This is a genomic window from Paenibacillus sp. FSL R5-0517, from assembly GCF_037974355.1.
GTDB lineage: Bacteria > Bacillota > Bacilli > Paenibacillales > Paenibacillaceae > Paenibacillus.
This window is the reverse complement of record NZ_CP150235.1, coordinates 2,655,189-2,680,969: the sequence shown is the minus strand read 5'-3', so window position 1 is coordinate 2,680,969 and position 25,781 is coordinate 2,655,189. Positions and strand designations below refer to the sequence as shown.

General features: G+C 43.1%; 28 protein-coding genes. 3 read left to right on the top strand and 25 right to left on the bottom strand.

The window, feature by feature from the left end; translation table 11 throughout:
* Window positions 1–22: 22 nt before the first annotated feature.
* From MKX40_RS12235 to MKX40_RS12160, 16 genes are all read right to left on the bottom strand, one after another.
* A complete protein-coding gene (locus MKX40_RS12235; RefSeq protein WP_339241862.1) occupies window positions 23–490 on the bottom strand; it encodes an NUDIX domain-containing protein in 468 nt (155 codons plus the stop codon).
* 398 nt (window positions 491–888) lie between these two features.
* Complete coding sequence (locus MKX40_RS12230) at window positions 889–1,278, bottom strand: GNAT family N-acetyltransferase (protein ID WP_339241861.1); 390 nt, start codon at window positions 1,276–1,278, stop codon at window positions 889–891.
* A gap of 3 nt (window positions 1,279–1,281) precedes the next feature.
* Window positions 1,282–1,869: a hypothetical protein gene (locus MKX40_RS12225; protein WP_339241859.1), complete on the bottom strand. Its 588-nt coding sequence runs from the start codon at window positions 1,867–1,869 to the stop codon at window positions 1,282–1,284.
* Window positions 1,870–2,014: 145 nt separating this feature from the next.
* Entirely contained in the window at window positions 2,015–2,512 is a 498-nt protein-coding gene (locus MKX40_RS12220) for a GNAT family N-acetyltransferase (protein WP_339241857.1), read from the bottom strand.
* Window positions 2,513–2,530: 18 nt separating this feature from the next.
* Window positions 2,531–2,890, bottom strand: a complete 360-nt coding sequence (locus tag MKX40_RS12215; RefSeq protein WP_339241855.1) for an NIPSNAP family protein — start codon at window positions 2,888–2,890, stop codon at window positions 2,531–2,533.
* A 37-nt stretch (window positions 2,891–2,927) separates the two neighbouring features.
* Window positions 2,928–3,806: a methyltransferase domain-containing protein gene (locus tag MKX40_RS12210; protein WP_339241853.1), complete on the bottom strand. Its 879-nt coding sequence runs from the start codon at window positions 3,804–3,806 to the stop codon at window positions 2,928–2,930.
* A 34-nt stretch (window positions 3,807–3,840) separates the two neighbouring features.
* A complete protein-coding gene (locus MKX40_RS12205) occupies window positions 3,841–4,308 on the bottom strand; it encodes a DUF2691 family protein (protein WP_339241851.1) in 468 nt (155 codons plus the stop codon).
* Window positions 4,309–4,359: 51 nt separating this feature from the next.
* The gene (locus tag MKX40_RS12200; protein ID WP_339241849.1) at window positions 4,360–4,890 is read right to left on the bottom strand and encodes an AAA family ATPase; all 531 of its coding nucleotides are present in this window, start codon (window positions 4,888–4,890) and stop codon (window positions 4,360–4,362) included.
* A 12-nt stretch (window positions 4,891–4,902) separates the two neighbouring features.
* Window positions 4,903–5,388, bottom strand: a complete 486-nt coding sequence (locus MKX40_RS12195; RefSeq protein ID WP_339243032.1) for an N-acetyltransferase family protein — start codon at window positions 5,386–5,388, stop codon at window positions 4,903–4,905.
* A gap of 64 nt (window positions 5,389–5,452) precedes the next feature.
* Complete coding sequence (locus tag MKX40_RS12190; RefSeq protein ID WP_339241848.1) at window positions 5,453–5,980, bottom strand: AAA family ATPase; 528 nt, start codon at window positions 5,978–5,980, stop codon at window positions 5,453–5,455.
* 187 nt (window positions 5,981–6,167) lie between these two features.
* The gene (locus MKX40_RS12185; protein WP_339241847.1) at window positions 6,168–7,232 is read right to left on the bottom strand and encodes a polysaccharide deacetylase family protein; all 1,065 of its coding nucleotides are present in this window, start codon (window positions 7,230–7,232) and stop codon (window positions 6,168–6,170) included.
* Window positions 7,233–7,453: 221 nt separating this feature from the next.
* Complete coding sequence (locus MKX40_RS12180) at window positions 7,454–8,506, bottom strand: ABC transporter substrate-binding protein (protein WP_339241845.1); 1,053 nt, start codon at window positions 8,504–8,506, stop codon at window positions 7,454–7,456.
* 112 nt (window positions 8,507–8,618) lie between these two features.
* Entirely contained in the window at window positions 8,619–9,593 is a 975-nt protein-coding gene (gene yjfF, locus MKX40_RS12175) for a galactofuranose ABC transporter, permease protein YjfF (RefSeq protein WP_339241843.1), read from the bottom strand.
* Window positions 9,583–10,626 carry an ABC transporter permease gene (locus MKX40_RS12170; RefSeq protein WP_339241842.1) on the bottom strand — a complete coding sequence of 348 codons (1,044 nt, stop codon included), beginning with the start codon at window positions 10,624–10,626 and terminating at the stop codon, window positions 9,583–9,585. The genes yjfF and MKX40_RS12170 overlap by 11 nt, the downstream gene beginning before the upstream one ends.
* 4 nt (window positions 10,627–10,630) lie before the next feature.
* Window positions 10,631–12,142, bottom strand: coding sequence for a sugar ABC transporter ATP-binding protein (locus MKX40_RS12165; protein ID WP_339241841.1), 1,512 nt, complete (start codon window positions 12,140–12,142; stop codon window positions 10,631–10,633).
* A gap of 85 nt (window positions 12,143–12,227) precedes the next feature.
* Window positions 12,228–13,250: an ABC transporter substrate-binding protein gene (locus MKX40_RS12160; RefSeq protein ID WP_339241839.1), complete on the bottom strand. Its 1,023-nt coding sequence runs from the start codon at window positions 13,248–13,250 to the stop codon at window positions 12,228–12,230.
* 242 nt (window positions 13,251–13,492) lie between these two features.
* Between MKX40_RS12160 and MKX40_RS12155 the strand changes: the two genes are divergently transcribed.
* The 3 genes from MKX40_RS12155 to MKX40_RS12145 are packed head-to-tail and all read left to right on the top strand — an operon-like array spanning window position 13,493 to window position 17,857.
* Window positions 13,493–15,304 (top strand): sensor histidine kinase, encoded by a 1,812-nt coding sequence (locus tag MKX40_RS12155; protein ID WP_339241837.1) that lies wholly within the window; start codon window positions 13,493–13,495, stop codon window positions 15,302–15,304.
* On the top strand, window positions 15,301–16,899 hold the full coding sequence (locus tag MKX40_RS12150) for a response regulator (RefSeq protein WP_339241835.1): 1,599 nt from the start codon (window positions 15,301–15,303) through the stop codon (window positions 16,897–16,899). Before MKX40_RS12155 ends, MKX40_RS12150 begins: the two co-directional genes overlap by 4 nt.
* Entirely contained in the window at window positions 16,892–17,857 is a 966-nt protein-coding gene (locus MKX40_RS12145; RefSeq protein WP_339241833.1) for a substrate-binding domain-containing protein, read from the top strand. Before MKX40_RS12150 ends, MKX40_RS12145 begins: the two co-directional genes overlap by 8 nt.
* Window positions 17,858–18,314: 457 nt before the next feature.
* Here the strand turns inward: MKX40_RS12145 and MKX40_RS12140 are convergent, their stop codons facing one another.
* The 9 genes from MKX40_RS12140 to MKX40_RS12100 form a co-directional block, all read right to left on the bottom strand.
* Window positions 18,315–18,839 (bottom strand): GNAT family protein, encoded by a 525-nt coding sequence (locus tag MKX40_RS12140; protein WP_339241832.1) that lies wholly within the window; start codon window positions 18,837–18,839, stop codon window positions 18,315–18,317.
* A 66-nt stretch (window positions 18,840–18,905) separates the two neighbouring features.
* Entirely contained in the window at window positions 18,906–19,205 is a 300-nt protein-coding gene (locus MKX40_RS12135; RefSeq protein WP_339241830.1) for a hypothetical protein, read from the bottom strand.
* Window positions 19,206–19,250: 45 nt separating this feature from the next.
* A complete protein-coding gene (locus tag MKX40_RS12130; protein ID WP_339241828.1) occupies window positions 19,251–19,697 on the bottom strand; it encodes a GNAT family N-acetyltransferase in 447 nt (148 codons plus the stop codon).
* Window positions 19,698–19,875: 178 nt separating this feature from the next.
* The gene (locus MKX40_RS12125; RefSeq protein ID WP_339241826.1) at window positions 19,876–20,682 is read right to left on the bottom strand and encodes an aminoglycoside phosphotransferase family protein; all 807 of its coding nucleotides are present in this window, start codon (window positions 20,680–20,682) and stop codon (window positions 19,876–19,878) included.
* Window positions 20,683–20,778: 96 nt separating this feature from the next.
* On the bottom strand, window positions 20,779–21,711 hold the full coding sequence (locus MKX40_RS12120; protein WP_339241824.1) for a hypothetical protein: 933 nt from the start codon (window positions 21,709–21,711) through the stop codon (window positions 20,779–20,781).
* 90 nt (window positions 21,712–21,801) lie between these two features.
* Window positions 21,802–22,626: a methyltransferase domain-containing protein gene (locus tag MKX40_RS12115; RefSeq protein ID WP_339241822.1), complete on the bottom strand. Its 825-nt coding sequence runs from the start codon at window positions 22,624–22,626 to the stop codon at window positions 21,802–21,804.
* A gap of 60 nt (window positions 22,627–22,686) precedes the next feature.
* Window positions 22,687–23,463, bottom strand: a complete 777-nt coding sequence (locus tag MKX40_RS12110) for a class I SAM-dependent methyltransferase (protein ID WP_339241820.1) — start codon at window positions 23,461–23,463, stop codon at window positions 22,687–22,689.
* Window positions 23,464–23,566: 103 nt separating this feature from the next.
* The gene (locus MKX40_RS12105) at window positions 23,567–24,016 is read right to left on the bottom strand and encodes an NUDIX domain-containing protein (RefSeq protein WP_339241819.1); all 450 of its coding nucleotides are present in this window, start codon (window positions 24,014–24,016) and stop codon (window positions 23,567–23,569) included.
* A gap of 126 nt (window positions 24,017–24,142) precedes the next feature.
* Window positions 24,143–25,693, bottom strand: a complete 1,551-nt coding sequence (locus MKX40_RS12100; RefSeq protein ID WP_339241817.1) for a glycoside hydrolase — start codon at window positions 25,691–25,693, stop codon at window positions 24,143–24,145.
* Window positions 25,694–25,781 lie beyond the last annotated feature (88 nt).

Below are 25,781 nucleotides of genomic sequence, written 5' to 3'. Positions count from 1 at the left end.
GTTTCAGTTCCTACAGATTAAATCAGCTTATTTTAATTACAGGCAACTCATTCAAATGATTTATTTGGATGGTGTACTTTTCTAACTCATGGTTATCAAGTCCATCCCATCTATCCAAGAAATGATAAAACATATCTCCGAAGTTCATCCCTTCAGGCAATACGTCCACAAGTTTTATTTCATCAATCTCCGACTCGGGTAAGCTATCGAGCCAATTAACCTCAGCATAAGAGACCATACCAAAGCTCCCATTCCATTCATATACGCCATAAGGTGTCAATTCAAAATGCACTGCACCTGTCTCTTCATAGAGTTCTCGACTCGCCGTATGTAAAATGGTTTCCCCAATTTCTTTGTTGCCTCCTGGGATCTCCCAACCTCCTCTTTTCCTATTTTTAATAATGATGAATTTATGGTTATATTTAGCGATTATCACTGCAAATTTGATTAACTCTGGATCAAGTTCATCTAGATCAAACCATTGACTCATGGTATCCCTCCAATTACAACATGACTACTCTTTCAAAATATATTGGTTAAACCACTGAAGCGGTAACAAACTATCATCGGATATAATTGTTGTGAATACCGCAACCAATCCTCGCTTTTGGTTAACTAAGATATACTGCCCTCGTCCACCACCCATACCCATAGCATAAAACGTTTTATTTTCAGCTTCTTCTTCCTCGATGCTTTTCATTATGCGCCAGTGGTAGCTATATAAGGTGTTTGAAGTAAGAGAAAGACTTACACTTCTAGCAATCCAGTCAGCAGAGATGAGTTGTTTCGAATTCCACTCCCCATTCTGAGCGCCATCCTTTTGTTTCTACAAAGTCACCCTGCGTTACGTCCAATGCCACGTTAAGTTTTCGTCTTACAATCTTTTCTTTAGGAAGTATTGAACAATTCCATCGTCTTGTAGAATTCAGGAGATTGATATGAAAATGTGCTTGTGTGTGCAAGCTTACATCCTAATTCAGAAGCCATGCTTTCTGCTTGCATGATTAAAGATCTTCCGTATCCTTTCTTTCTGTGTTCCACATCTATCCAAAAATTATCAATATATAATGTTTCACAATATGTAGCACAGAAGATCCCACCCACTGCCTTACCTGTCTCGTCGCGTAAAAAAAGATTTATAGTTTGTCCAGGCTTGTTTAATAACCCATTTGTTTCAGAGACATTATAGTTATATAAGTTATTACAAACGGTTTTATAGTCTTCTTCATGATTACCAAATACGATTTGTAATTCACCCTCATGATTGATATTATTCAATGTTTAAGTCACCTCATTTAGAAAATCATCACATGTATTCTTTGCACGATTAGAATTTTTCACCTTATTGCCAACCTGTAGATCACTAACTACTTCCAAATGATGTTCAATCAACTGTATAACTTGTTTTTTATTCTTAGTGATCATTGCTGTCTTGTTATTTTCGTTAATCACATCTATCGCTGCATCTATATTATATTGATGATTCCACTTCACAATCATCTTGCATAAGTCCTTGAATGACTGCTTGTAATTCGACGGTCGCAAGCCCATTCTGGAGAATACAAACCTCTTTATAATCCGATAATCTATAATGAACACATTTGGGTTTAATACAAAAATTAAATCTGCTTCTTGTATGGATGGTAAAGTCCAATCTTTGTACTGTACTCCTTCCATGATCCAAGCCTCTGAACAGGCAATAGATTGGACGGATTCATCCCTCACACTTTCAGGGTATCTCAGATTTTCGGCGCTTCTGTCCCAGATTAGATTATCTAATTCATAGGAAGGAATACCGTATTTATCCGATAATTCTTTGGCTAATGTTGATTTCCCACTACCGCAAGACCCGATAATTCGTATTCTCATACATATTCTTTCTTCAACAATGCATAGATGTGACCATTTTGGAAACGTTCATTAGAAAAAATATGAAAAATGTCTTGGGAATCACTCTGTTTAATTTCTCTTAACAACATTCTTTTAGTTTCCAGTTCAGGAAAAGGAGTCATTTTCAATTCACCTCAATCGAGTACACCGCTACTTTTTTTCCTATGATGTCTACGTCCTTCTCATGTTTCATGCCATTCTTTTGCGCGACTTTCATAGAACCCACATTGCCATGTTGAATCAACGATATCAACCGTCTCTGTTTCAAGTGACCCATGCCATATTCCTTCCATGCTTTAGCTTGTTCATATCCGTAACCCATTCCCCAGTATTGCTCCACAACCCAGTAACCAACTTCAAGCTCGTCCGTGCCTTCAATGAGCTGCGGAATCAGTCCAGAGGTTCCAATGCACTTGTGATCCTCTTTATTGAATGCAAGAAACAGCCCCTTATCGTTTTTATTCCAGTTTATGAACTTTTCCAGGCTTTGCATCGTTTCTTCCTTCGTCCAGGGTCCTCCATGTCTTATAAATTTCATCATCTTTGGCTCACGTGTCATCTCAAAAAGTAAATCAAAATCATTTTTGGTATATTTCTGAAATATAAGTCTTTCTGTCTCCATCTTCTCTCATCTCCTTCTTTATTTTTTCAAAATTGTTTGTTCGCGATCTACTGTCGATGTGAAAAATGCTTGCCTAATTTCTTCTCGAAAAACTTCTTTATACCGATGTCTTCCGATCTGATCAAAACGAGCTTGAACGCGCTTTACGTGTTCTGTATCTGATTTTATATTTTTCTCAATCTCTTCGTATTGTTCAAGGGTATCGTATTCCCACATCGCAAAAATCTCACTGGTTTCATCATCTATGGGTGTATGCCATCTTCCAATAAGTCTTGATCCGTATTTCAATTGGGATGGCAGCAAAATATCATTAAATAGAGCATTAAACTCTTCTACAAAAGAAGTAGCAATAACATAGGTTTTTCTCCTATATATCATCCTCTGTACCTCCTTATGAGTATTAGAAACTATAGGCTTATCTCGTTACGATTCCCGATGTAATTTTCATGTTCGGAGCGTAGGTTAACCATGAGCTCTCATTAAACTCCCTAGCAAACACATCCTCTGCTTCATATTGTCTATTCGCTTCGTCTGAATGAAGTCCTCTTTCAACCAATTGAGTAACAAATTCATGCCTGGCATTGTTTTTTTGTCCCAGCCCTTCTTCCTTTAATGCCTGAAAAAGCTTTTGCTTATCTGAACCTGGCATGTTTTGATCTAAGAAGTTAACCTTGTCACTCACCCGGCATTCTACATTTCTCAACCCAAGTTGGCTAAGCAGGATTGGAAGCTTCATACCGATATTTCCGTCTTTACCATTCCGTTTGCTATCCTCCTCGAATAATTTTTGGAGAATACCTAACTGGATAATATCGGATTGATCAAGTCCTTGTAATTCATAGTTTGACATATTAGCGATCCAATGGGGTTCAAAACATATCATTCTACCCTCATCTACGAGACTTTCGATCATATTCTGAAGAACGGTGATAGGCTCTCTCATATGTAATAAGAAGGCATGACTTATTGCAATATTGTACTGACGTTTCACTTGCACCGTTTCAATGTCATCTACAATAAAAGTCGTTTGATAAGAGGTCTTTGAAAAAATCTCTCTGGCCTGCCTAATCAATTCCTTGCCTTTATCTATTCCGGTATAGGTTGATCCTTCGGGTAATAAAGGAAGCAGTTTCAACCCAAGGTAGCCATAACCACACCCATAGTCGATAAGATCTACTGGATTTTCAATCTTCCATACACGTTGAACCAAAAATTCGAGATAATCATCGTTATAATATAACCAACGCGTATTTCTCAGATATTCCATTTGGTCATCCCAATAGTAATCAGACAAGGTGAGATTCCTCCTTCATAAGATGTAATCGTATTCATAAACAGTCAAATATCATTGAGGAAAATGTCTCATCCGTTACATATTCCAGAGATTTAAATCCCTGTCTATTTATATGATTATATATTTCCTCGATTTTTTCCGGGTCTTTACAATAAACCGTGACGTAGATACTATCCACTACAAGAAGAACCAGCTGACAGTCACTCAACATATAATCTTCATAGGTGATTACATCTGTGATTTTTGCACCTTTTGGAAATGCTTTTAAATTCGCAAAAATTAAATAATACTCGTTGTTATCAATAATCTTTTGTAATTCTTCTCCATTCATACCCATAATCATATCCGGAAAAAGATCATCCCCTAATGTATCGTCCTCAATGAAATAGGATTCTTCTCCACCAATAAACCAATCGAAATTAGATACTCCTATTGGTTTTAAAATCTCCCCAAGAAAGCAACCATAGGCATTTGGTATTCTAAAACGTATTCCTCTGTTCAATGGTTCACCCTCTTATCACTTTTACAATTTGCAGCCTAGTAAAAAGCGCTGTTATCTCACCCGATACTTCTCATTATTTATAATTTCATTTATTATTTCAGGTAGTTGATCTTCTGTAAAATGATGAGTATACAGTTTGTTATCTGCGCTCAAATTCAGATGATTTTCAAACTCATCCAGCAGAAGCACACTTCTTTCTTTCATTTGATGTTCTTCTGCTCTTAGACAGTCTCTATGAATAATGGTTTGATGATCCACCATCAATACAACATAGGTTATGCGAACAATATAGTCTGCCAGTTCTGTCATTAATCCATTAACGTCCTCCGGAAAGGAAACATAGTCCAAAACTACATCGTAGTTATAGTCCAATAAATTTTTCACTAGACTGGATATATTTTTCCACGTTAAGTCATTTGTATCTTTATCAAGCCAAGGTTTACCTCGTCCTTTGACCGGCAAGTGACTAACCGCATCTCCAGAAATGTATGCACTTCTCTTTAAAGTCTGCACCAGCAGCTTGGAAGTTGTAGATTTCCCTACTCCAGGGGGGCCAGATATAATATATAGGTTGTTAACCATTTAATAATCTCCTTACAGTATCTTTTGGAAACTTCCAATATCCAGTTTTCTATCAAACTTATATCCGATCTCTTTAAACAGAGCACATTGTTCATACCCATTTTTCTCAAATAATGATTTACTTCTTGTATTCTCCATGCAAATTGTCGCAATCAAGGTATGGAATCCTTGTTCTTTTGCAACCTTCTCAATATAACGAAGGGCTTGTTTGCCCAAGCCTTTTCCCAAAATATCGGGCTTCAAATATATAGTGACTTCTCCGCAGATGTCATAAGCCTGTTTACTCTTATATTGGGTGATTAGAACATAGCCCACCATTTGATTATTTTCAAAAATTACGTAAGTTTTATACCGCGCATCCTGGTTCATAACAGAGGATTTAATCTGATTAAGATCTAATTCCTCCGTATGAAACGAAATTGTTGTATTCCTTACATAATAGTTATAAATCACTCTAATTTCAGGAAGGTGCTGTTCGGTTACCTCTTCAAAAGTCACTGTCGTCAATTGCCATCCATCCTCTTCTGTTCGTTATACAGATTTCCCCATACAACTTCGCATTTTATTTTAGGACCTTCTTCAATATGAGTTCTATGATTTCACTGGTCTCCAGATGATCGGTAACAATGTAGGTTTGAAATTGTTCATCCTTGAAAGCTTCAACACACTTGGGCGCTTGTTGATACTGCCAGCCTCCATATTCATCTCCTCGTTTCGCCAAACGATGATATATCGTCTCTTCTGTAGCCGTTAGGCAAAAATGATGAATGTCCTGATCAATCTCTCTCAACCCGTTATAGATGTACTGAAAGTTTTCCTCTTTATAGATGGTCATGGGGATAATCAAATGTTTGTTATATTTCTGTTTAACCTCTTTTGCTGTCTTTACGGTTAGTATTCTCCACAGTTCGATATCTTGAAAATCATCCGTCCGTTCATTCTCCTCTCTATAATTCTCCGGGAGAAGTTTTCTGAGCATATAACCAATTTCTTCAGGATCATAGATCATACTGTTGGAAATTAAAGGTTGAAGTGCTTTTGCAGCCGAAGTTTTCCCCGAACCAAACGCGCCGTTAATCATAATGATCATTGGATCAATCCACTCCTAATAAACAAATGGTTTCAATACACACCAAATTTTCCCTGTCCACATTTCATCCATTATAAATGTTTCCCTTCCACTTTTGTATTACAAAATGTCCAAAAACACGATGAAATCCCATTGGGCTTCCAATGGGATTTCATCTCTGTACATTTTTCAATTAACCCTGCGATAATTAGTTTATTTCCAAGTAATCAATGTACACGTCCCATGTTCCATCATCGGCAGTTACAACCAGCTGAATCTCTTGGTTTCCTGTGCCATGAGTAACATTATTAAGCGTATACACCGCAGGGTTGTTTCCCCCGAAGTAAAAGGTTCCCTTGGTCTGTCCGCCAATCTTCAAATCCACTCTAGCCATATTGGCATTGTTTGACGCCCCACGAAGTGAAAAATTATGAGTACCCGTTGCAAAATACTGCGTGTATTTAACCAAATCATTGTTAGCATACAGCACTACTCCATTGAAAGGAGAGCTTATATTCCCAGTGTACTGACCACCTTTGGTCATATTCTCAGCTTCCACTTTTGTTGAAGTACCTGGAGGATTGGTGGTGCCTCCATCAGGCGCGACTGCCCGACCTGTCGCCGGTGAGATCATGCCGGAGCAAAGGCCGCGATTCTTCAGATTTTGTGCAATCTGCGGAATGGCCTGAAGTGTTGTCTGGTACTGATCATGCATTAGAATGACATCACCACTTTTCATGTTGTTCACAGCCGCTACAATCTGGTTTGCACTGGCGCCATTCCAGTCTTGGGAATCTACGTTCCACAGCACTTCAGTCAGCCCGTTCTGGCTCACAACGGATTTCAAGGTTGCATTAGTCGCACCGTAAGGAGGTCTGAACAATTTAGGTGAACTTCCAGTAATGGACTGAATCGTTTGCTGTGTCCGTGTAATCTCTGACGACATCTGAGAACTGTTTAACGTAGTCATATTCGGATGTGTATAGGAATGATTGCCGATCCACATGCCAGCTGCCACCTGTGCAGTAACCAGAGATTGATTGTTTTGCGCATTTTGTCCAACATTGAACATCGTTGCCCGTAAACCAGCCTGCTTCAATGCGTTAAGCATGTTTGTTGTATTTCCAGATGGGCCATCATCAAACGTCAAGCCTACATAACCATTTGGACAGGCTGCGTCCGCAGCACGAGCATCAGGCACTGCAGGAATGGAGAACAATGTACTGAAGAGTGCGAGAGATATTACCGCTTTTACCAGCTTTCCTTTGAACATAATATTACCTCCTCATATTTATTCACAGCATAATACCTTACTACTACACTCCCTCTCTTTATCAACGTTCAACCCTCGAAAAAAAGCGCTTTCAATTAAAGGCAAACCACAGCCTCCTTTCTCATAGATAAGACTTTAGTTCAAGGTGAGTTTAGTATAAACGATAAGGTGATTTAAAGTAAATTCTATTTTATCCAAAATGTTCTATTTTTCTACGTACTCTAAAATCTCCGATTGTACATCTCCCGTTTAGCACTCTCCTGTGTAAAAATGTCCTCCGGGGGGACCATGCGCTTCGGAAGTGTACGTCCTGCGATAATTTCTTTGGTAGCCTGCATAAGCTGAGGACCAAGCAGCGGGTTACATTCCACGACGGCGTTGATTTTCCCACTCGCCAGAATTTCAAGTGCTTTGCGGGAGCCGTCCACCGAGACAATGATGATGTCCTCTCCCGGCTTCAGCCCAGCTTCTTCGATCGCTTGAATGGCGCCAAAAGCCATTTCGTCATTATGGGCAAAAAGAACCTGCGGCCTTTCTTCTTCCGGAACCTGAAGGAAACCTTTCATAACTTGTTTCCCATTGGCCTCCGTAAAATCGGCAGGAGCACTTTGTGAAAAGATAATGTCTGTTCTGGTGTCGAAAATGCTTCTAAATCCCTCGCCACGCTGGATGGAAGGCGTAGAACCACTCGTGCCTTGCAGTTCGGCAATTCGTATCGTACCCGGATGATTTCGCATCCGATCCTGAATGTACTTCCCAGCCTTCACACCTTCCTCATAAAAGTCAGATCCAATCGTTGTCACAAAAAGTGAAGTGTCTTGGACATCGACTGACCGGTCTACGATGATCACGGGTATGCCTGCATCCTTGGCCTCCTGAAGAATACTCTCCCAGCCCGATTCCACGACAGGTGCAATGGCAATGACGTCGACCTTTTGCCTGATGAACGACCGAACAGCCTCGAACTGTTTCGTCTGAGACTGTTCTGCATTTTTTATCACAAGGGAAATTCCCGATTCAGCCGCAGCAGTACGAATAGACATGGAGTTAGCCAGACGCCAGGCACTCTCTCTCCCCAGTTGTGAAAAACCCAAGACAATTGGTTTCGTAGAGGTATCCCTTGCTACCGCTGATTCCATCCATTCCTCAACAGATGGGAGAGTTTCCAAGTTGTTAGACGAGATGGGCGGAGGCACAGATTCAGACTCAGGTGTTGTACAGCCGACAAGCAGCAGCAGTATGAACAAGCACAACCCATTCACATGTCTTCTCATTCACGCATCCCCCATCTCCATGTTAGTTTCCGCAGCCACCGATGCAGAGCACATATGGTCATTTCATTGTTCGGTATTTGCGTCCAATATCATATCATTTCATTCGATCCACTTAATGCAGTGATTTCGAGGATACTCGCCGCCCGCTAAGCAGTCGTTGGAACAAAATAAAAACAAACAGCATTAGGCCAATCACAATCTTGGTCCACCACGAGCTGAGCGTGCCTTCGAAGCTAATTATAGTTTGGATAGCTCCCTGGATCAATACACCAATAAAGGTTCCCGCCACGTACCCCACACCACCTGTTAACAAGGTACCTCCGATGACAACAGCCGCGATGGTATCGAGTTCAAGACCCATGGCGTGTAATCCATAACCCGATAACATATAGAAGGTGAAGACGACACCGGCAAGCGCGGAGCACAAACCGCTGAACGTGTACACCAGGATTTTGGTACGTGCAACCGGCAATCCCATGAGCAGCGCAGATTGTTCACTTCCACCAAGGGCGTAAACGTTGCGCCCGAACCGGGTATAATGTGCCAGGTAGATCGCAAGCAGTAGAATGATCAGAGCAATAATCACATTAATGGAGACAAAGCTGCCCCCTGGCAGGGATATTTTCGCCTGTGCTACCTGTGTATAAAATGGATTCGTAATCGTAATGGTGTCGAGACTGATGACATAACACAGCCCCCGCGCCAAAAACATGCCGGCCAGCGTCACAATGAAGGGCTGAATTTTAAAATAGTGGATGATCGCCCCCATAACTGTGCCAAACAATGCACCCATCACAAGCACCAACGGTATAACAATGGCAGGTGACCAGCCCTGCTTCTCCACCAGACTTGCGCTAATAATGGTTGTCAGCGCTATGACTGAACCAACCGACAAGTCGATTCCCCCCGATACAATGACAAAGGTCATGCCAATTGCCGTGATAATCAGAAATGCGTTATCAATGAGAAGATTAAGCAGCACCTGTGTGGAGAAGAATCCCGTGTACCTGAAAGACCCTATGGCAAACATCACGGCCAGCAAGCCGAAAGTGACAAAGACCGGGAGATACTTACGATTAAGAAACATGGCGGTTAACCCCCTGTTCGGCTGGATATTTCCGTTTTTTCCAACGGATCACCATGGAATTGCGGAATGAATCAGATTGAATCAAACATACGGCTAATACAACAAAAGCTTTAACAACCAACGTAACTTCTGGCGGAACGCCAATCATATAGATCGTTGTTGTTAAGGTTTGAATAATCAACGCTCCAACGACGGTACCCATGAGATAGAAACGTCCTCCATTGAGCGAAGTACCCCCGATGACTACCGCAAGAATGGCATCGAGTTCATACCACAGACCCGCGTTATTTCCATCCGCACTGGATACATTCGAGCTGAGAATAAGCCCGGCAATACCGGCACACAGTCCACAGAACACATAAACTGTGAGAATAACCGTTTTGGAACGAATACCTGCCAGTCGGCTCGCGCTCGCGTTACTTCCGACCGATTCGATAAACAGTCCCAGTGCCGTTTTTCTCGTCAACAGAGTGGCCACAATCAGGACAGTTAATACGATGAAGATGGAAAAAGGCAATGCTGCAAGCGAACCGGCTCCGATATAGGCGTAGTTGGCATTGGATACCGTAATAATCTGTCCACTCGTAATCAATTGTGCAATCCCACGTCCGGCCACCATTAGAATAAGCGTCGCAATAATGGGCTGAATTCGGGCAACCGAAACAAGCGCCCCGTTCCATACACCCAAGATCAGGGAAAGCCCCATTGATAATCCAAGCGCACCCAGTACAAGCCCCAAGGAACTCTGGTCTACTCCTCTGCTGATACTCATACAAGCCACGGCACCGGAGATCGCGACAATGGAGCCCACGGACAAATCGATGCCTCCGGTCGCAATGACCAGTGTCATGCCGATGGATACCAGAATCAAAGGCGCTCCAAAGTTGAGAATATCAATCAAGCTGCCATACAGATTTCCTTCACGCATGACAAGGGAGAAGAAATCCGGAGAGTACAGCAAATTAAAGATTAAAAGTAAACCAAGCATACATAACGGCCAAAACAAATGATGTTTACGCATCTTGCCCGCCATCTCTTTAACCTCCTGCCATTGCTTTCATAATTTGCTGCTGATGGATCTGTTCCCCGCTGAGTTCTTTCACTTTTTTGCGGTCCCGAAGTACGGCAATCCGTTGGCTGACACGAATCACTTCTTCCAACTCAGAAGAAATGAACAGCACGGCCATGCCCTGCTTCGACAGAGAGAGCACCAGCTTCTGTATTTCAGTCTTTGCACCAATATCAATGCCACGCGTAGGTTCATCGAGAATCAACAGATCCGGGTTCATCAGCAGCCACCGGGCAAGCAACACCTTTTGCTGATTACCGCCGCTCAGATTTTTAATTAAATGCTCCGGATTTTTGGGATGGATATTTAACAGGTTGATGTACTTTTCGGCAATCTCATCCTGCTTCTTGCGTGAGATCGGTTTAGACCAGCCGCGTGTCGCCTGTAAAGCCAGAATAATGTTCTCCCGGATGGTCAAATCATCGATGATGCCTTCGGTTTTACGGTTCTCGGAGCAAAAGGCAATATTCTGATCAATCGCATGACGTGGCGATTTGACCATGCTTCCTGTATCCACAACAAGCAGCTTGCCTTCGTCCGATCGATCTGCACCAAAGAAGAGGCGAGCGATCTCGGTCCGACCAGACCCCAATAATCCAGCCAAGCCCAGGACTTCTCCCTTACGGATATCCAGATCGAACGGCTCAATTGCGCCTTTCCGTCCAAGCCCCTTGGCGGTAATTAACAGTTCGCCCGACTCCGCCTGGGCAGCATCCGTTTCCTTCGGAAGCTCCTCTAACACTTCAAGCTCCTTGCCGATCATCTTGAGCACTAGTTCCATGCGTGGAAGTTCTGCGGCTATGTACTCTCCTTCCAATTCCCCATTACGGAGCACCGTTAGACGATCCGACATTTCGTATACCTGATCTAGAAAATGAGTAACAAAAAGAATGGCGAGACCTTCACTCTTTAATTTGTGCATAATTCGAAACAGTTGCTGAACTTCGTTTTTGTCCAAACTGGATGTAGGCTCATCCAGTATGAGCACTTTGGCTGAGATGCTGAGTGCTCTTGCAATCGCAATCAGTTGTTGAATCGCGACTGAGTAATTCTGTAAAGGGGCCTTAACATCGATGGACAGATGTAATCTGTCTCGCAGCAGGTTCTCCGCATCTTGGTTCATTTGCTTCCAATTGATTTTGCCAAATCGCATCGGCTCCCGCCCGATAAAAATATTCTCAGCAACTGTTAAGTTCGGGCAGAGATTAACCTCCTGGTAAACGGTACTGATTCCCGCCTTCTGTGCTTCGAGCGGACCGGAAATGGAAAGTTCGCGATGACCCATCGTTACCGTTCCCTCATCAATGGAATACACGCCAGTCAGAACTTTAATAAGTGTCGACTTTCCCGCTCCGTTCTCACCCATCAAGGCATGAATCTCGCCCGGAAACAAACGAAAGCTGACGCTGGATAGCGCTTTAACGCCGGGAAATTGTTTGGTGATACCTGTCATTTGCAAAATGGGTGCTTGCTCGGCCATATAACCCTCTCCTTTGTTATGGAAAAAAGTCATTTAGCGACAGCCTGGTCGAAAAATGACTTTTCGGTGTTATACGAATCTGCGTTTAGTATTCGCGTGTTGGCAATGCTTCTTTGGCTTGCTCCGATGTGAACGTTGTCTCATCTGTCACGATTCGGGGTTCGATGTCTTTCCCGTCCACTACCGCTTGAACCGCTTCCATTAATTGAGGTCCTAACAACGGATTACATTCCACGATAAAGTTGATTTTGCCATCAGCAGCAGCCTGCATCCCATCTTTCACGGCATCAACCGAGATAATGGTGATATCTACGCCTGGTTTCAGTCCTGCCGCTTCAATGGCCTGAATTGCACCAAGTGCCATATCGTCATTATGTGCGTAGAGAACATCGATTTTTTTATGTGCTTTGAGGAAAGCCTGCATGACTTCTTTGCCTTTGGCACGTGTAAAGTCTCCCGATTGTGAAGCGATCACTTTAAGCTTTGGATTGGAAGCAATCAATTCCATAAAGCCCTCTTGACGGTCATTCGCTGGTGCGGAGCCAGTTGTGCCCTGCAATTCTACGATATTGATCTCGTCTTGTGTGTCCTTATATTGGTCATTAAGCCACTGACCTGCTTTGCGTCCTTCTTCTACGAAGTCGGAGCCAATAAAGGTTTTGTAGAGGGTTTTATCCGGGGAATCCACAGCACGGTCCGTCAAAATTACGGGAATGCCTGCATCCTTCGCTTCCTTCAATACGGTATCCCAACCGGATTCCACAACAGGAGAAAAAGCTATCACCGTCACCTTCTGCTGGATGAAGGATCGCAAGGCTTTAATCTGATTTTCCTGCTTCTGCTGCGCATCCGAAAACTTCAAATCATAGCCTGCTTCTTTGGCTGACTCCTGGATCGACTTGGTATTCGCCGAACGCCAGCCACTCTCCGCACCAACCTGCGAAAAACCGAGCGTAATTGTTTTGGCGCTGGCAGGTGTACCCCCATTGCCATTTGTTGAAGTTTCATTATCGGAGCCTGCTCCTCCATTGGTACTGCTGCATGCCGTGCTAACCAGCATCACCATAGCCAATGTTATGGCAAGTCCCCACTTTTTTTTGGTTCGCATGTTGTGATCCTCCCTTTTTCATTTCACCTTGTGGTGTGATCACATTATAGAACGCTTTCATTTCAAGCTTATATGGAGTATCTTGTTTTTTTAATGTAATAATTTAGCAATTTCAAAAACAGAGATCCAAAATGTGTAATTTCTTTGTTTAATGGTGTAGTATTTAGCGATTCTCTTAAATATCTAAAAATCATGTTATACTAATGGTACATTTTCGATCCCTTCAGATGGAGTGGAATACGTTGAAACTCATTCAGTGGATTGCTTCAAGCCTAAGGCTTAAATTACTCAGCATGTTTATCATCCTCAGTTCAGTACCACTGATCGTGGTTGGATTGATTTCTTACCACAAATCCTATACGGTCGTATCCAATCATAACAAGGCCTCGACACAATTGGTCGCCGACCAGCTTGCCAGGAACATTGATATCTTGTTTGAGGATACGGAACGATTGCTCGAACTGGGCAAGAATCCACAAGTGCTTCAATACCTTTATTCTCAATCGGAGTCCTACCCGGAAGCCAAAGCCATCCTTCAGACCTACAATCTATATCGGGAAACTTACAAGTATGACAAGGTACTTAATATCTCATTTGTGAATTTCTATGGAAAAGGCATAAGTGAACGAAAAGGCGTGTTCAAGCTGGAACGGAATCCGCTACGTAACCCGTACTTCAAGTATCTGATACAGTATCCGGATGCCATTCTACGCATCCCTCATTCTGCAGCCCATGCCGAATATAACAGGCTGGATGGATTTGCTTACCCTAAACAGAATGCGCTTTCAATTATAACCACCGTCAAGGAACGAATCACGCATGAGGTCATCGGATTTATCGTAATTGATTTGAATGATTCGTTTATTGATGATTTTTTGACGAGCACCCCCATTAAGGATTCAGGTTTTTTCTACATCAGTGATCAACACGGAAATACTCTTTTCAGACCGGATGCCACCCCGGCATCCATAAGCATGATGGATCAGATCCGATCAATCCCCTTACATTTGCAACATGACAGCTTTATCCTGTCCGCAGGATCCAAGCCGCAATTCGTTGTATACAGCACCTCCAAACAGACCGGATGGAAAATGATCGGGGTAGCCCCTTATCAGGAAATCATTGCAGAGGCCAATAGCATTCGCCAATTGATCATCATCACGGTTTTATTAAGTGCCTTCTTTGCAATATCATTATATTTTTTCCTGAATAATCGACTGATTCTTCCCATCCGGATTCTGATGAACAAGATGCGTAAAGCTGCAAACGGTTACTTGGAGGCCAAAGTCACACCACACGGCTCAGACGAAATTGCTGATCTGGGCAAAAGCTTCAATGTGATGCTGGATAAGCTCAAAACATTAATCGAAAAGAGTATTCGAGAGAATGAACAGGTGAAAATAGCTGAACTACGTACGCTGCAAGCTCAGATCAACCCTCACTTCCTCTATAACACGTTGGAATCCATTCTATGGATGGCTGAAGCAGAGAAAAAAGAAAATGTAATCAAACTTGTGCAGGCCCTCTCGAAGTTCTTTCGTTTGAGTCTAAACAAAGGATTCGACTGGGTATCGATTCAAACCGAGCTTGAACATGCGCGGAGTTACTTGGTCATTCAACAGATGAGGTATCACGATATTCTCACCTACGAGATCAGCGTTGACCGTGAGCTTCAGGATTATCCCATTCTGAAAATGACCTTGCAGCCCCTAGTTGAAAACGCGCTCTACCATGGAATCAAAAACAAACGCGGTCAAGGGCGTATATCCATCCACGGATATATTGAGGAAAATAGCATCATTCTCACCGTACAAGACAACGGAATCGGCATGTCTGCGGATCGATTGGCTCAATTACGTGAAGAGCTGGAGAAACCGGCGGGTTCTCGTTCCCCCCAAGATGACGAGCAGGAAGGCGGATTCGGTCTGCTCAATGTACATCACCGGATTCGGCTCTATTTCGGACCAGCTTATGGCGTTGAAATGGACAGTACGTATATGGAAGGAAGCACATTTATGATTCGTATCCCCAAAAGCAAGGAGGTTAACCGTTGAAAAAAGTCATGATTGTGGATGACGAAATTGGGATTCGGGAGAATATACGGAGCTGCATTGATTGGGAAAAGGAAGGTTTTCGCTATTGCGGGGATGCACCCGATGGCGAGCTTGCATTACCTTTAATTCATGAATGGGCACCGGACATTCTGATTACGGATATTAAAATGCCATTTATGAACGGACTGGAACTGACCTCCATCGTTCGCAATCAGCAACCTGATATCAAAATCATTATCATGAGCGGTCATGATGAATTCAGCTATGCCCAGGAGGCCATCCGACTCGGTGTAACTGAGTACTGTCTAAAGCCCATTAGCGCAGCAGAGCTGATTCAGATGCTTCATAAGGTCAGCAAACAAATGGATGAAGAACAACAGCGCATGACAAGCCGAACGATCACCAAAGAAAAACTGCTAGCCGATCTGTGTGGGGGACTCATCGGTACAACCGATGCGATTGAATCAGCCAAACAACTCGCACTTCCTCTCTCAGCCAGGTATTACACCATTGTCATTATCGACGTTCGATTAACAGAGGATTCCCCGGATTCGGAATCCATGATGAAGAAGCTGATTCCCGTACTGGAGGAAACTTGTGATCCCCACGTAGAACTTCTTCCTTATATTCGAAGCCGGACGGAGATCGTGCTTCTGCTCAAGTATAATGACGCTGAGAACATATCCGCATATCTGGAGCAGCTTCGTGGGCGGGTTCGTATGCAGCTAGAGCATATGTTCAAATGTAATATTATTCTGGGTATTGGCAGTCAACAAGAGCGGCTGCAAGGCATTCATGTCTCGTATCTGGAAGCGGAGGAGGATAAATATATTACCCGGCTTACCCTTCAGAACAGAGCTACTCTAACTGAAATTAACCTGGATGAGCAAACGACTCTATTTCTCGACAGGAATTCGTTTCTTGAATTTCTCAAAATCGGTAGCCCCAATCTGCGTGACCCTTTTGTGCAGGAGTTTGCCGCTCCATTACAGTCCTTCGACTGGAAGTCCTCATCGTATGGCTTCTATCTGTTGAATGATCTTACGCTCGAGTCGTTTCGGCTTGCGAATCAGCTGTTCCGCATGAGTGACCATTCGGATGAGAACATCACTTCCCTGCAGCAGACGATCCGGAAAATTACGTGCTGGGAGGATTGCACCCAATATCTATGTTCCCTGCTTAACCTGTTATGGCAGAGAAGAGCAGCCTGCTCCGGAAAATACAGTGATGTCATCGATCAGGTAAAAGCCTATGTATCCCGGGAATACAGTAACGAACAAGTCTCGCTGAAGCTGATCTCTGCACACGTCAGAATCAGTCCAAGTCATCTAAGCAAGATTTTCAGTCAGGAAACGGGTCAAACGATAACGGAGTATCTAACCCGGATTCGAATCGGTAAAGCCAAAGAGCTGCTAAAAACGACCAGCAACAAAACCTTTGAGATTGCTTACAAAGTCGGTTACAACGATTCTCACTATTTTTCTAATATATTCAAGAAAACAACAGGTTTTACACCAAGAGAATACCGAACGCAAGGGACCGAGGAATCGCAGGCCAGACCATCAGATATGAGAAAAGAGCCGATGTATGAATAAAATTAAATTTGCACTTTTACTTACACTCATACTGCTGTTCCCGATGATCATTTCATCCGGTTCGGCACACATTCGCCCACAGCAAATGGCCGCATCACTTCCTGCAACTTCACCTGTCGAGAAATCTGCCGCGAGTAAAACTTTCGGTATTATTTATCCAATGACCTATCCAACCTATGAGATGATCACGAAGGATGCAACGGAGTATGCAGGCAAACACAATATCAAATTAATTGTAAACGCACCTGATGAAGCCAATACTGAACAACAGATCCGTATCATGGAGAATATGATCAAACAGCATGTGGACGGAATAGCTATATCTCCTGTGGATGCTGCTGCACTTACACCCGTAATTGATGCAGCCCAAGCTGCGGGTATTCCTGTCATTACATTCGAGTCAGATGTCCCATCCAGTCATCGAATCGCTTATGTGGGCGCTGATAACTATCGCACTGGCCAGCAGTTCGCGATGACGACTACAGAACTTCTGCATAATCAAGGCATGATTCTTGTCGAGAATGGTTTGGAGGAGATGCAAGGTTTGCAGCAGCGACTTAATGGATTCATCGACTACATCCGCAGTGAAACAGACATCGAAATCTTGGAGGTTCGTTATCATCAAGGGAATGAAGATCGCGCCATGTCCGATATGGAGAACATGATTCAAGCTCATCCTCACTTCAATGCGATTATCGGACTCGATTTTGTTTCCGTCTCTGCCTCTACCCTGATCTGGAAAGCGAAAGGACTTAACCGGCATTTGATCGCGTTCGGAGACAGCCCGACCAGTGAAAACGGGTTGCTCAACGGTCAATTGTCTGCCGTTATTTCACAGAATGAGGGAGTCTGGGGTGCCAAAATGATGGAGACCTTGTTACTCGCAAGCGACGGTTTGCCCGTGCAGGAATTTATTGATACGGGGATCATTGTAATCAATCAGGAAGGAAGTAAATAATTAAGGGGATGTCTGCCTGTCATTCAGATGACAAGCGAACATCCCCCATTTAAATTTTCGTACACGTAGTTATTACATCCGTTCATCAAGTGTTCCTCAAGAAAGATGACCTCTGCCTGAGAGTTGTTCATATCTACCTATTACGCTTAAGCTTCATAATGACCCGATCGAGGATGAACCCCGCTCCTCCCCAAAAAATCAAATGGAATAAGTATATTAATGGCCTGAAAAATGAAGTCGTCTCTGGATTTGTATTTATTTTGGTTAACCAGTCATTCAGCAACGGATTTATAGGATTCGTTAAATAAATCAGAATATTCTTATCATCGTTCCCTGATAGATTAATGAAACATACGGTTAGCGAGAAAATAACAAACCAAAAAGTCAGCTTTTTCAGTATGTTCAGCATGACGGGTGGGTAAACCTCCTCTCAAGTACGATGAGTCCTTTTGAGAAGCTATTTCTTCCATTCGTCCTCTAATATGCTCATCTCGATCAGATTCCAGAAGGTATCTTCATGTCTTCTCGCATCACGAATAAGTCCTTCTCGTACAAAGCCCGCTTTTTCATAACATCGGATGGCTGAGACATTAAAATCAAATACACCCAGACTGATCCGGTGTAACTTCTCCTCTTCAAATCCAATTCGAAGTGCCTCATCGATCATTTGCTTTCCATAGCCTTTACCCTGATAGGGCTTGCCAAGAAGCACCTTACCGATACGTCCTGAACGGTTATATCGATCGATACCGCCAAGAGCGATATGGCCCACAATCTCCTGAGTCGTTTCATCCATCACTTTATAAATGAACTTATTCGAAGTGTTCTTATCATTCGCACCATGCAAATAATCTGCTAGCTGTTCCTTGGAAAGTGGATAATGGAACTGCGGGCCAGCCCACTGGAGCAGATACGCTTCATCTCCACTCCATTCGATTAGTTGATCAAAATCTTCCGGTTCAAAGTATTGGAATGTAATCATGTTGATCTGCCCTTTCTTCTTTTATGTCATATCATAACTTATTTCAGTTCTCTTGTGTCATCCTTCCTAATGATGAGTTTCATCAAACTCTTTGTTTCTTGCATTCATTTCACGAATGGAGTTCTGAACCCAATTCATTCTAGCTACTATACAGATAACTCCACCCAAAATGCATATCGCACCTATCCAATAATTCAGTTCAAAATTCACTTGATAATCACTCGGAGTATAACTACCCGCTGCTGCTGACTGGAATGCTGCATACCCTAGCTTCGGAATCACCTCTTCAATAATTTTCGAGATTGTAATAATCACAATGCCTAACATGATAAAGAGTAATGAGAAAATACTCTGTAAATGCTTCAAAGACAAGCTACCTCCTCTACAATCCGAATCGCATGTATTTTGGCACTACCTGCATCTTAGAAGACGAACAACTTCGCCACCAATCAGACCTTCACTTACTCGGTGGAAACCAAATGATTCATACAGCTTTCCGGCAATATCATTTTCCGGCCTGTGTCCAATCATGATGCGTTTGCATTTCAGCGATTCTTGCATTAGATCAATCAACTTCCTAAGGGCTTCTCTTCCATAACCTCTGCCCTGATATTTGGTATCTATCATTAGAGCAAGAAGCCAATAGTTATCCTCATGATCCGGCCGATCTGAGTACACCGCAAATCCAACTAATTCCGAATCAAAATAGATGCCTATGGGTTGAAAGTCTTCAACTACCTTGGATTCAGCAATCCAATATACAACCGACGCGGGGAAACTTTTTTTCTGTTCTTCAGTTACATTCAGTTGGGTACATGGATACCAATTATCTACCGAGACACGTTTTAAATGAATCATAGTTTGAAATTCCTCCTTGTGAAAATTACACAGAGGAATCCCTCGGAACGCTTCCTTAATTCCTCTGTGCTAGACAAAAACACCTCTGGCAACTCCGTTTCTTCTACTCAGATTCGTATTGTTTCTCATATCACATCACTCCTTTCACATATTTAAGCGTTTAAACGAATTTTGACGATTAAGCCTTGCCAAAGCTCGCTTGCAGTGTCCATTCTAATCTGCGCAGCCATTCCCTATGTACATCTGGATGAGCATTCTTGATTCGGTTCATAACCTGTATTACTTTTGATGCGGAATATGCCCGAATTAGATCGCTTGTTACTTCAATATTGGTACGTTCTGTATATGCACTTAAGAAGACTTCTGACAGCTCCTTAGCCATGTGAGGATAATGAAGATGCACAAACCATACCACCCATGCGATATCCAACAACGGATTGCCCCATCCTGCCCACTCCCAGTCCAAAATGAACATTGAATCGTTGGATAACATCACATTATGCGGTCCGTAATCTCCGTGAATCAGAGTTTGCTCCCCATGTTCCGAAATGTCCAACACTTCTTTTACCATGCTTTTGATTCCAGAGGGTACAAACTCAAGATCCTCCACATCAATAGCGGATTTCGTTATGACTGGCAGCTCTGCTTCCCAATCAACTCGTTTGATGGAGTGCACATCTCTGGCGAGATATATACCAAGCTGCTCATAAATTTCCCTGCCCTGGTCACGTCCATTTTGATCCAGCAGCATCTGCGCGTTTATACCTGGAACGTAATCCATCATAACAAACTGCCTGTTTTCTTTTTCAAAGCAATCATGTATTCGAGGAGTCATACCAGAATGATTTAACAACGTTAACGCGTTTATTTCTGTCCGTGCATCGGCATTATCTACATGATAGATTTTAGCAATCATCTGCGGATCAGTTCCCTCAAGTAAAAGGGTCGTATTGGTATAACCACCGGTTAGTTTAACAATGTTCACATTTGGAAATCTGTTTAATAAGATGTCATGGTTCACTTCACATATTCCTTCTTTCTTATTCCTCGAAGTGCAGTCCTGTTTTATACAAACTCAAACCTAATCGTTGATCTCTGATAGTACAGGGGTATGTTTAATCAGTTCAGCGATTTCAAAAGATTTATTGGCAGCCAACGCCTCCCTCACAGCTTCAACCCCCTCTAACTTCCAGACCGAACAGACATATTTAGAAAAAGCATACCCATTCAAAGCATATCCACTGTCTTGCAACCGTCTAAATAACTTCACACTTTTCTCTGCCTTTTCAATATCTGTCAAAATACATGCCAGATTGTTCATCGCAATGTGAATAGCTCTCTGTGAGTTATTGGGTGAATTCAATTGTGCCCAGCTACCTACAGCTTCCTCAGTTTTTATCTGATCTAATACTGACCAATCGATCTTGTTTATCAAATTCATCGTTTCATTCAGAAGCAGGTTTACTTCTCTATCTTCACTGGAATGATACAGATAGGCCAGACGTTGTTTGTTGTATGTAATTCGGGCAAAAAGAGTATTGGACCATGTCTCATCTTCTTGTATGAGTTGGTTCATATTTTCAAGCACACTGTCCATTTCACTGTACCTCTCCAAAACCCAAAGCGAACCACCCAAAGCCCGATGGCTCTCGAATCGAACACCTCGGTTGGTATCCAGCTTGGGTGCATGATCACAAGCATAATGGTACCAATCGATCCAATGATCAAAATAGTTTCCCAAGGACAATGATAACGCTTGTGTCGAATCCGAAACGATCCAGTGTAATTGCTCAGGGGCGAGGTTTTCTTTCCCCCATTCGAAGAATTCCCGGTGATTCGCAAAAAGCAGTTCCGACTTTCTTAACAAGGCATAACCATCAGAAATATTCCAGTAGACCCAACCTCGTTCATGGACAGACAATCTTCTGGACTGTTCGTAGTTTTTCAGTAAATCAATCATGCCTTGATGATCATCTTGAACTACAAACTCCTGGAAAGCTTGAACGATATTCATTCCCATCCTCCGTCTCTTAGGAAGCTTATTCTGTCATAGACAGTACTAATGCACCGAGCAGGTAAACCTTATTTCGAACGTACACAGCTCTTACAGAGGCTTCGTGCCGCAAGCTGTAATGAAATTCATCATGGCATAGGCTTCCGGCGAATGATTTATCGCATCAGAGGCTTGTTGCAGTTGGGCAAACTCCTCCGAACTGATCACACCTTTTTCAGCAAAATGTACAAAACGATTAAGATTAAACTGCTGCTTAAACCCTTCTATGCCTAACAGATCACTATGTTGAAGCACAGAATCAATGTCAACATCGATGTATCCGCTCTCAGAAAGGAGACGTGGCAGGCTTCTGCCAATTAAACGATTACCGCCGTGTTGTGCCACATAGTCCGAAATTTTCATTAATACCGTATGCAATGCAGGGACATCAGGATTCACTGCACCAAAAACACCATCATCTACATCAATAATGGCAAGGCGGCCGCCAGGCTTCAGTACACGATATATCTCTTGTGCGGCTTCGTTAGGATTGTTCAAGTGAAGAAAGATCAGTCTTGCCACGACAAAATCAAAAGAGTCATCCGGCAGATCCATTCCGTATATAGACGATTCCACAAATTTTAACCGCATGGAAGGGATGTCTTTCAGCCGTTCTTTGGCTTGTGCTTGCAGTGAACGATCAATCTCAAGCGAGGTAAGCTCGCTGTCAGGCAGACTGTTCAATAACTGCTCTGTAATGTACCCTGGTCCGCTTCCGACCTCCAATACACGCATCCCGTTTTTCAAACCATACCATTCCAGATTGCGGAACTCTTTGCTCCACCCCATGACCGCCTGAACCCTTAACCGCTCCAACTCCTCTTGAAAACTTAACACCGCCGTTTGAATATTATATGTTGAACGCAGGTCACTCATATTTTATTCCTCCTGTCTGCAATGGAATGATAAAACATATATCCTTAGACACAAATATCCTTAGACCCTTTTCTTCCCTAAATAAAGAGCAACCTTATGTTGTTTTTCTATCGTTCCACCTGCAGCATCAATGGAGTGTTTGATTCGTTCCAGAAGTGAACGCCTAACATCCTCAGCCAGCTGTTGATGCTTGGAATTTGTATTTAACAACGCGACATATTCTTCGCTGGAACAAGTCTGGACCCAGTTATACTCCTTCACCTCAATATCCGTGAACAAGCCGGATTGTTCTGTTATTTCTTTACGCTCCTGGATAACTTCATCTGGGGAAAGATAGTGAGAATCATCCAGATGAGGGGCTAATGCGATGTAGTGGGAACGAATTTCAGTATGCAGCGGTTCAAAGTTAGGAACATGAATCGTCCAAAAAAGGCCGATGCCACCTCGATCCTCTAACAGCTCCCAAGCCCGACGATAACCGATTTCCGGTCTGATAAAATGAAAGGCGGTTCCCGACACGATTAAGGAATAGCGCTCTCCTTCGTCATCCCAGTTCTCAAAAGGAGTGTTGATCACTTGAATCGAGGGATAGGACTTGAATTTGTCTGCGGTGAACTGAGCCAGATTACTGCCTAATTCAATACACGTGATATTGGTATATTCCTTGCTCACCAATCCACTGGTCGCCTGTCCTGTTCCGCACCCAATCTCCAGAACGGGATCTTCTTTGTTGATCTGTAAATATGTAAAAATATCTTCAAACATTTCACTTGGATAGACGGGTCTATATCGATCATATTCTTGAACTACAAGATTAAATGTTTCCTTATTTTCCATGTCGTGTCCTCCGATTTCTATTGTCATTTTCCCGATATACATTGACTAAACTATTCCCCTCTTTTTTCAGATGAAGAGATTTGGTTACAATACATATTGAATGCTACCTTGTCCTGATATGAATTATGGACTGAGCGTCTTTGTTTTTCCCGGTTAATAGAGCCAATAATCCATCTGGTACCAGCTTGATGTCCTCTTTTCCTTCATTAAAATCGCCAATGGACTCCCACACGGCTCGGTAGGATTCCTTTCCTTCTATGCCTTGAAGCTCTATCTTACTGTACATGTCAGTGTTCTTGAATTTTGCTTCATAGATAAAATCAATTTCATGCCCCGTCTCTTCTACCTGAAAAATATTCTCGATTACAGCAATCAGCTGTGGAAGTTCAATCTCTTGATGCAACTCTTCTCTTATTTCTCGCATTAATGTGTACTGACTGTTTTCTCCAAATTCAACTGTACCACCCATAGGACGATAGAACGTGGTTGAACTTCCTGGGGATTGAAATGCTTGCACAAGGATCTGATCCTCATTACATGTAAAAATGGCCAACGCGACCGGAAGCTGTAAAAAAAGCCCATGACAGAATTTAGCTTAATAACACATTTCTGCATGTATCAAACCTCATTATATCATGGGCGATATTGAGTGAAACCTCACTATTTATTTTTTCGCTGTTTACTCCACACCTCCCATAAAGGTCACAACTGATTTTCCTGGAATGGTAAGGATAAATGACTGCATCTCTTCTCCGGCTATAACCGTCTCCTGACAGGCTAAATCCAGTTCAGCACTGGTCACATAAGACTTCATTGTGGTAATTGGACCATTTAAGCCGAGTTCCTGAAGACTCACTTGAATGCACTTGTCATATTGACCATGGTTTACAAAAACAGCCGTTACCGTTTGCTCTTCCTCATGAATATAGGCAGAACCGAGTAGTCCGCTGTCGGCTTCTTCTCCAAGCCCGGTGAGTTCAATTCGCTTCGCTCCAGGCCGAATAAATCTGCTGTAGTTGCCGAGTACCCACAGCATTTTCGAGGTCAGAATATTTTGCTCATCGCCAGCTTCACTATAATCCGTATAGATCAGCCCATCCTTATAATCCACCTTGGAGACAGCCGTCCACCACTGCCAGGCCGCAGCATGAGCCTCAACTAGATCAAAATGAATTGTTCTCGCTACATGCAGAGCGGGTTCAATGCCTAAATCACGTCCAGGTCCGTAGTCTCCGAGTATGCAGTATTCAGTAACCCAATATTTGCTGTCTGGATCATAATGGTTCAGGTTGTGATGAAGCAGCTGCCTGAGTCTCACCAGACGATCATCTCCGGGATTACTGTAATCAGACCAATAGGAATGCGAAGCGATTTTATTGCCCACCGCTTCCTTCATCTGAGGATCGCCAATCAGGTCTTTTATGTATTCCCGGTACTTGCCCGTGCCGAGCTGATTAGCACCGCTGGAATAGGTTCCGCTGCCCGCAAACTGGCGATAATATTCATCATCCAGCAGTGAAGTGATCTCCACACCGTCCGGTGCGCTGATTCGCGTGTGCAGATCGCTCTGCTGTAGCTGACGATATAATTCGAGAATGACGTGTTTTAGATCATCGTTATTGTAGCGATTGCCCTCCTGCCAAGCCTGATTCCAGTCCCAGGTCGGCTCGTTGATCGGACTGATATAATTAAAAAGAAATCCTTTCTGCTCGAAATGCGTTAATACATCCATAAGATAGGCTGCAAATTTGCCTTCATACCCTGTTCTCAGGTTGGTCGAACCAACTCCAGGATCAGGCTGAGCATGACCATTCTTGGTCATCCATACCGGAGGACTGTTCACAAAAGCGATAAGTGTCTCCACTCCCCGATCACGAGCGGCCTCAAGAAACCACTGTTGACCTGATTGCTTGCTCCAATCATATTCACCGTCCTCCGACGTTTTGAAAGCTTCCGCTCGTCTCCACGGGTCGGGAATCCGATCTTGATCTGTTTCCGCCGAGCCTGCACCAATGTTGAAACGCCATGCAGATAATCCGATTCCTTGTTCTCTGGAAAATAAAAGATCGGCTACCCGGGCTTTGTTCTCTTCACTCCAATACTTCCCGAGCGGCTCCATCGACCACGCATCCGAAGCCCCGAAGTTGTCTATACCCTGATAACGTATCTCCCCGTCAATCGTTACCCTCTTATCCAGTTTCGTTTGTGTTTCTCTTGTATTGATCTGCATTCTTCTTCCCCTCTTCCTGACCTGTACAGCCAACTGTATTGCCAACAATACCAATAGTAGACTGCCCGTTTAGCCGGGCAGCCCCCAC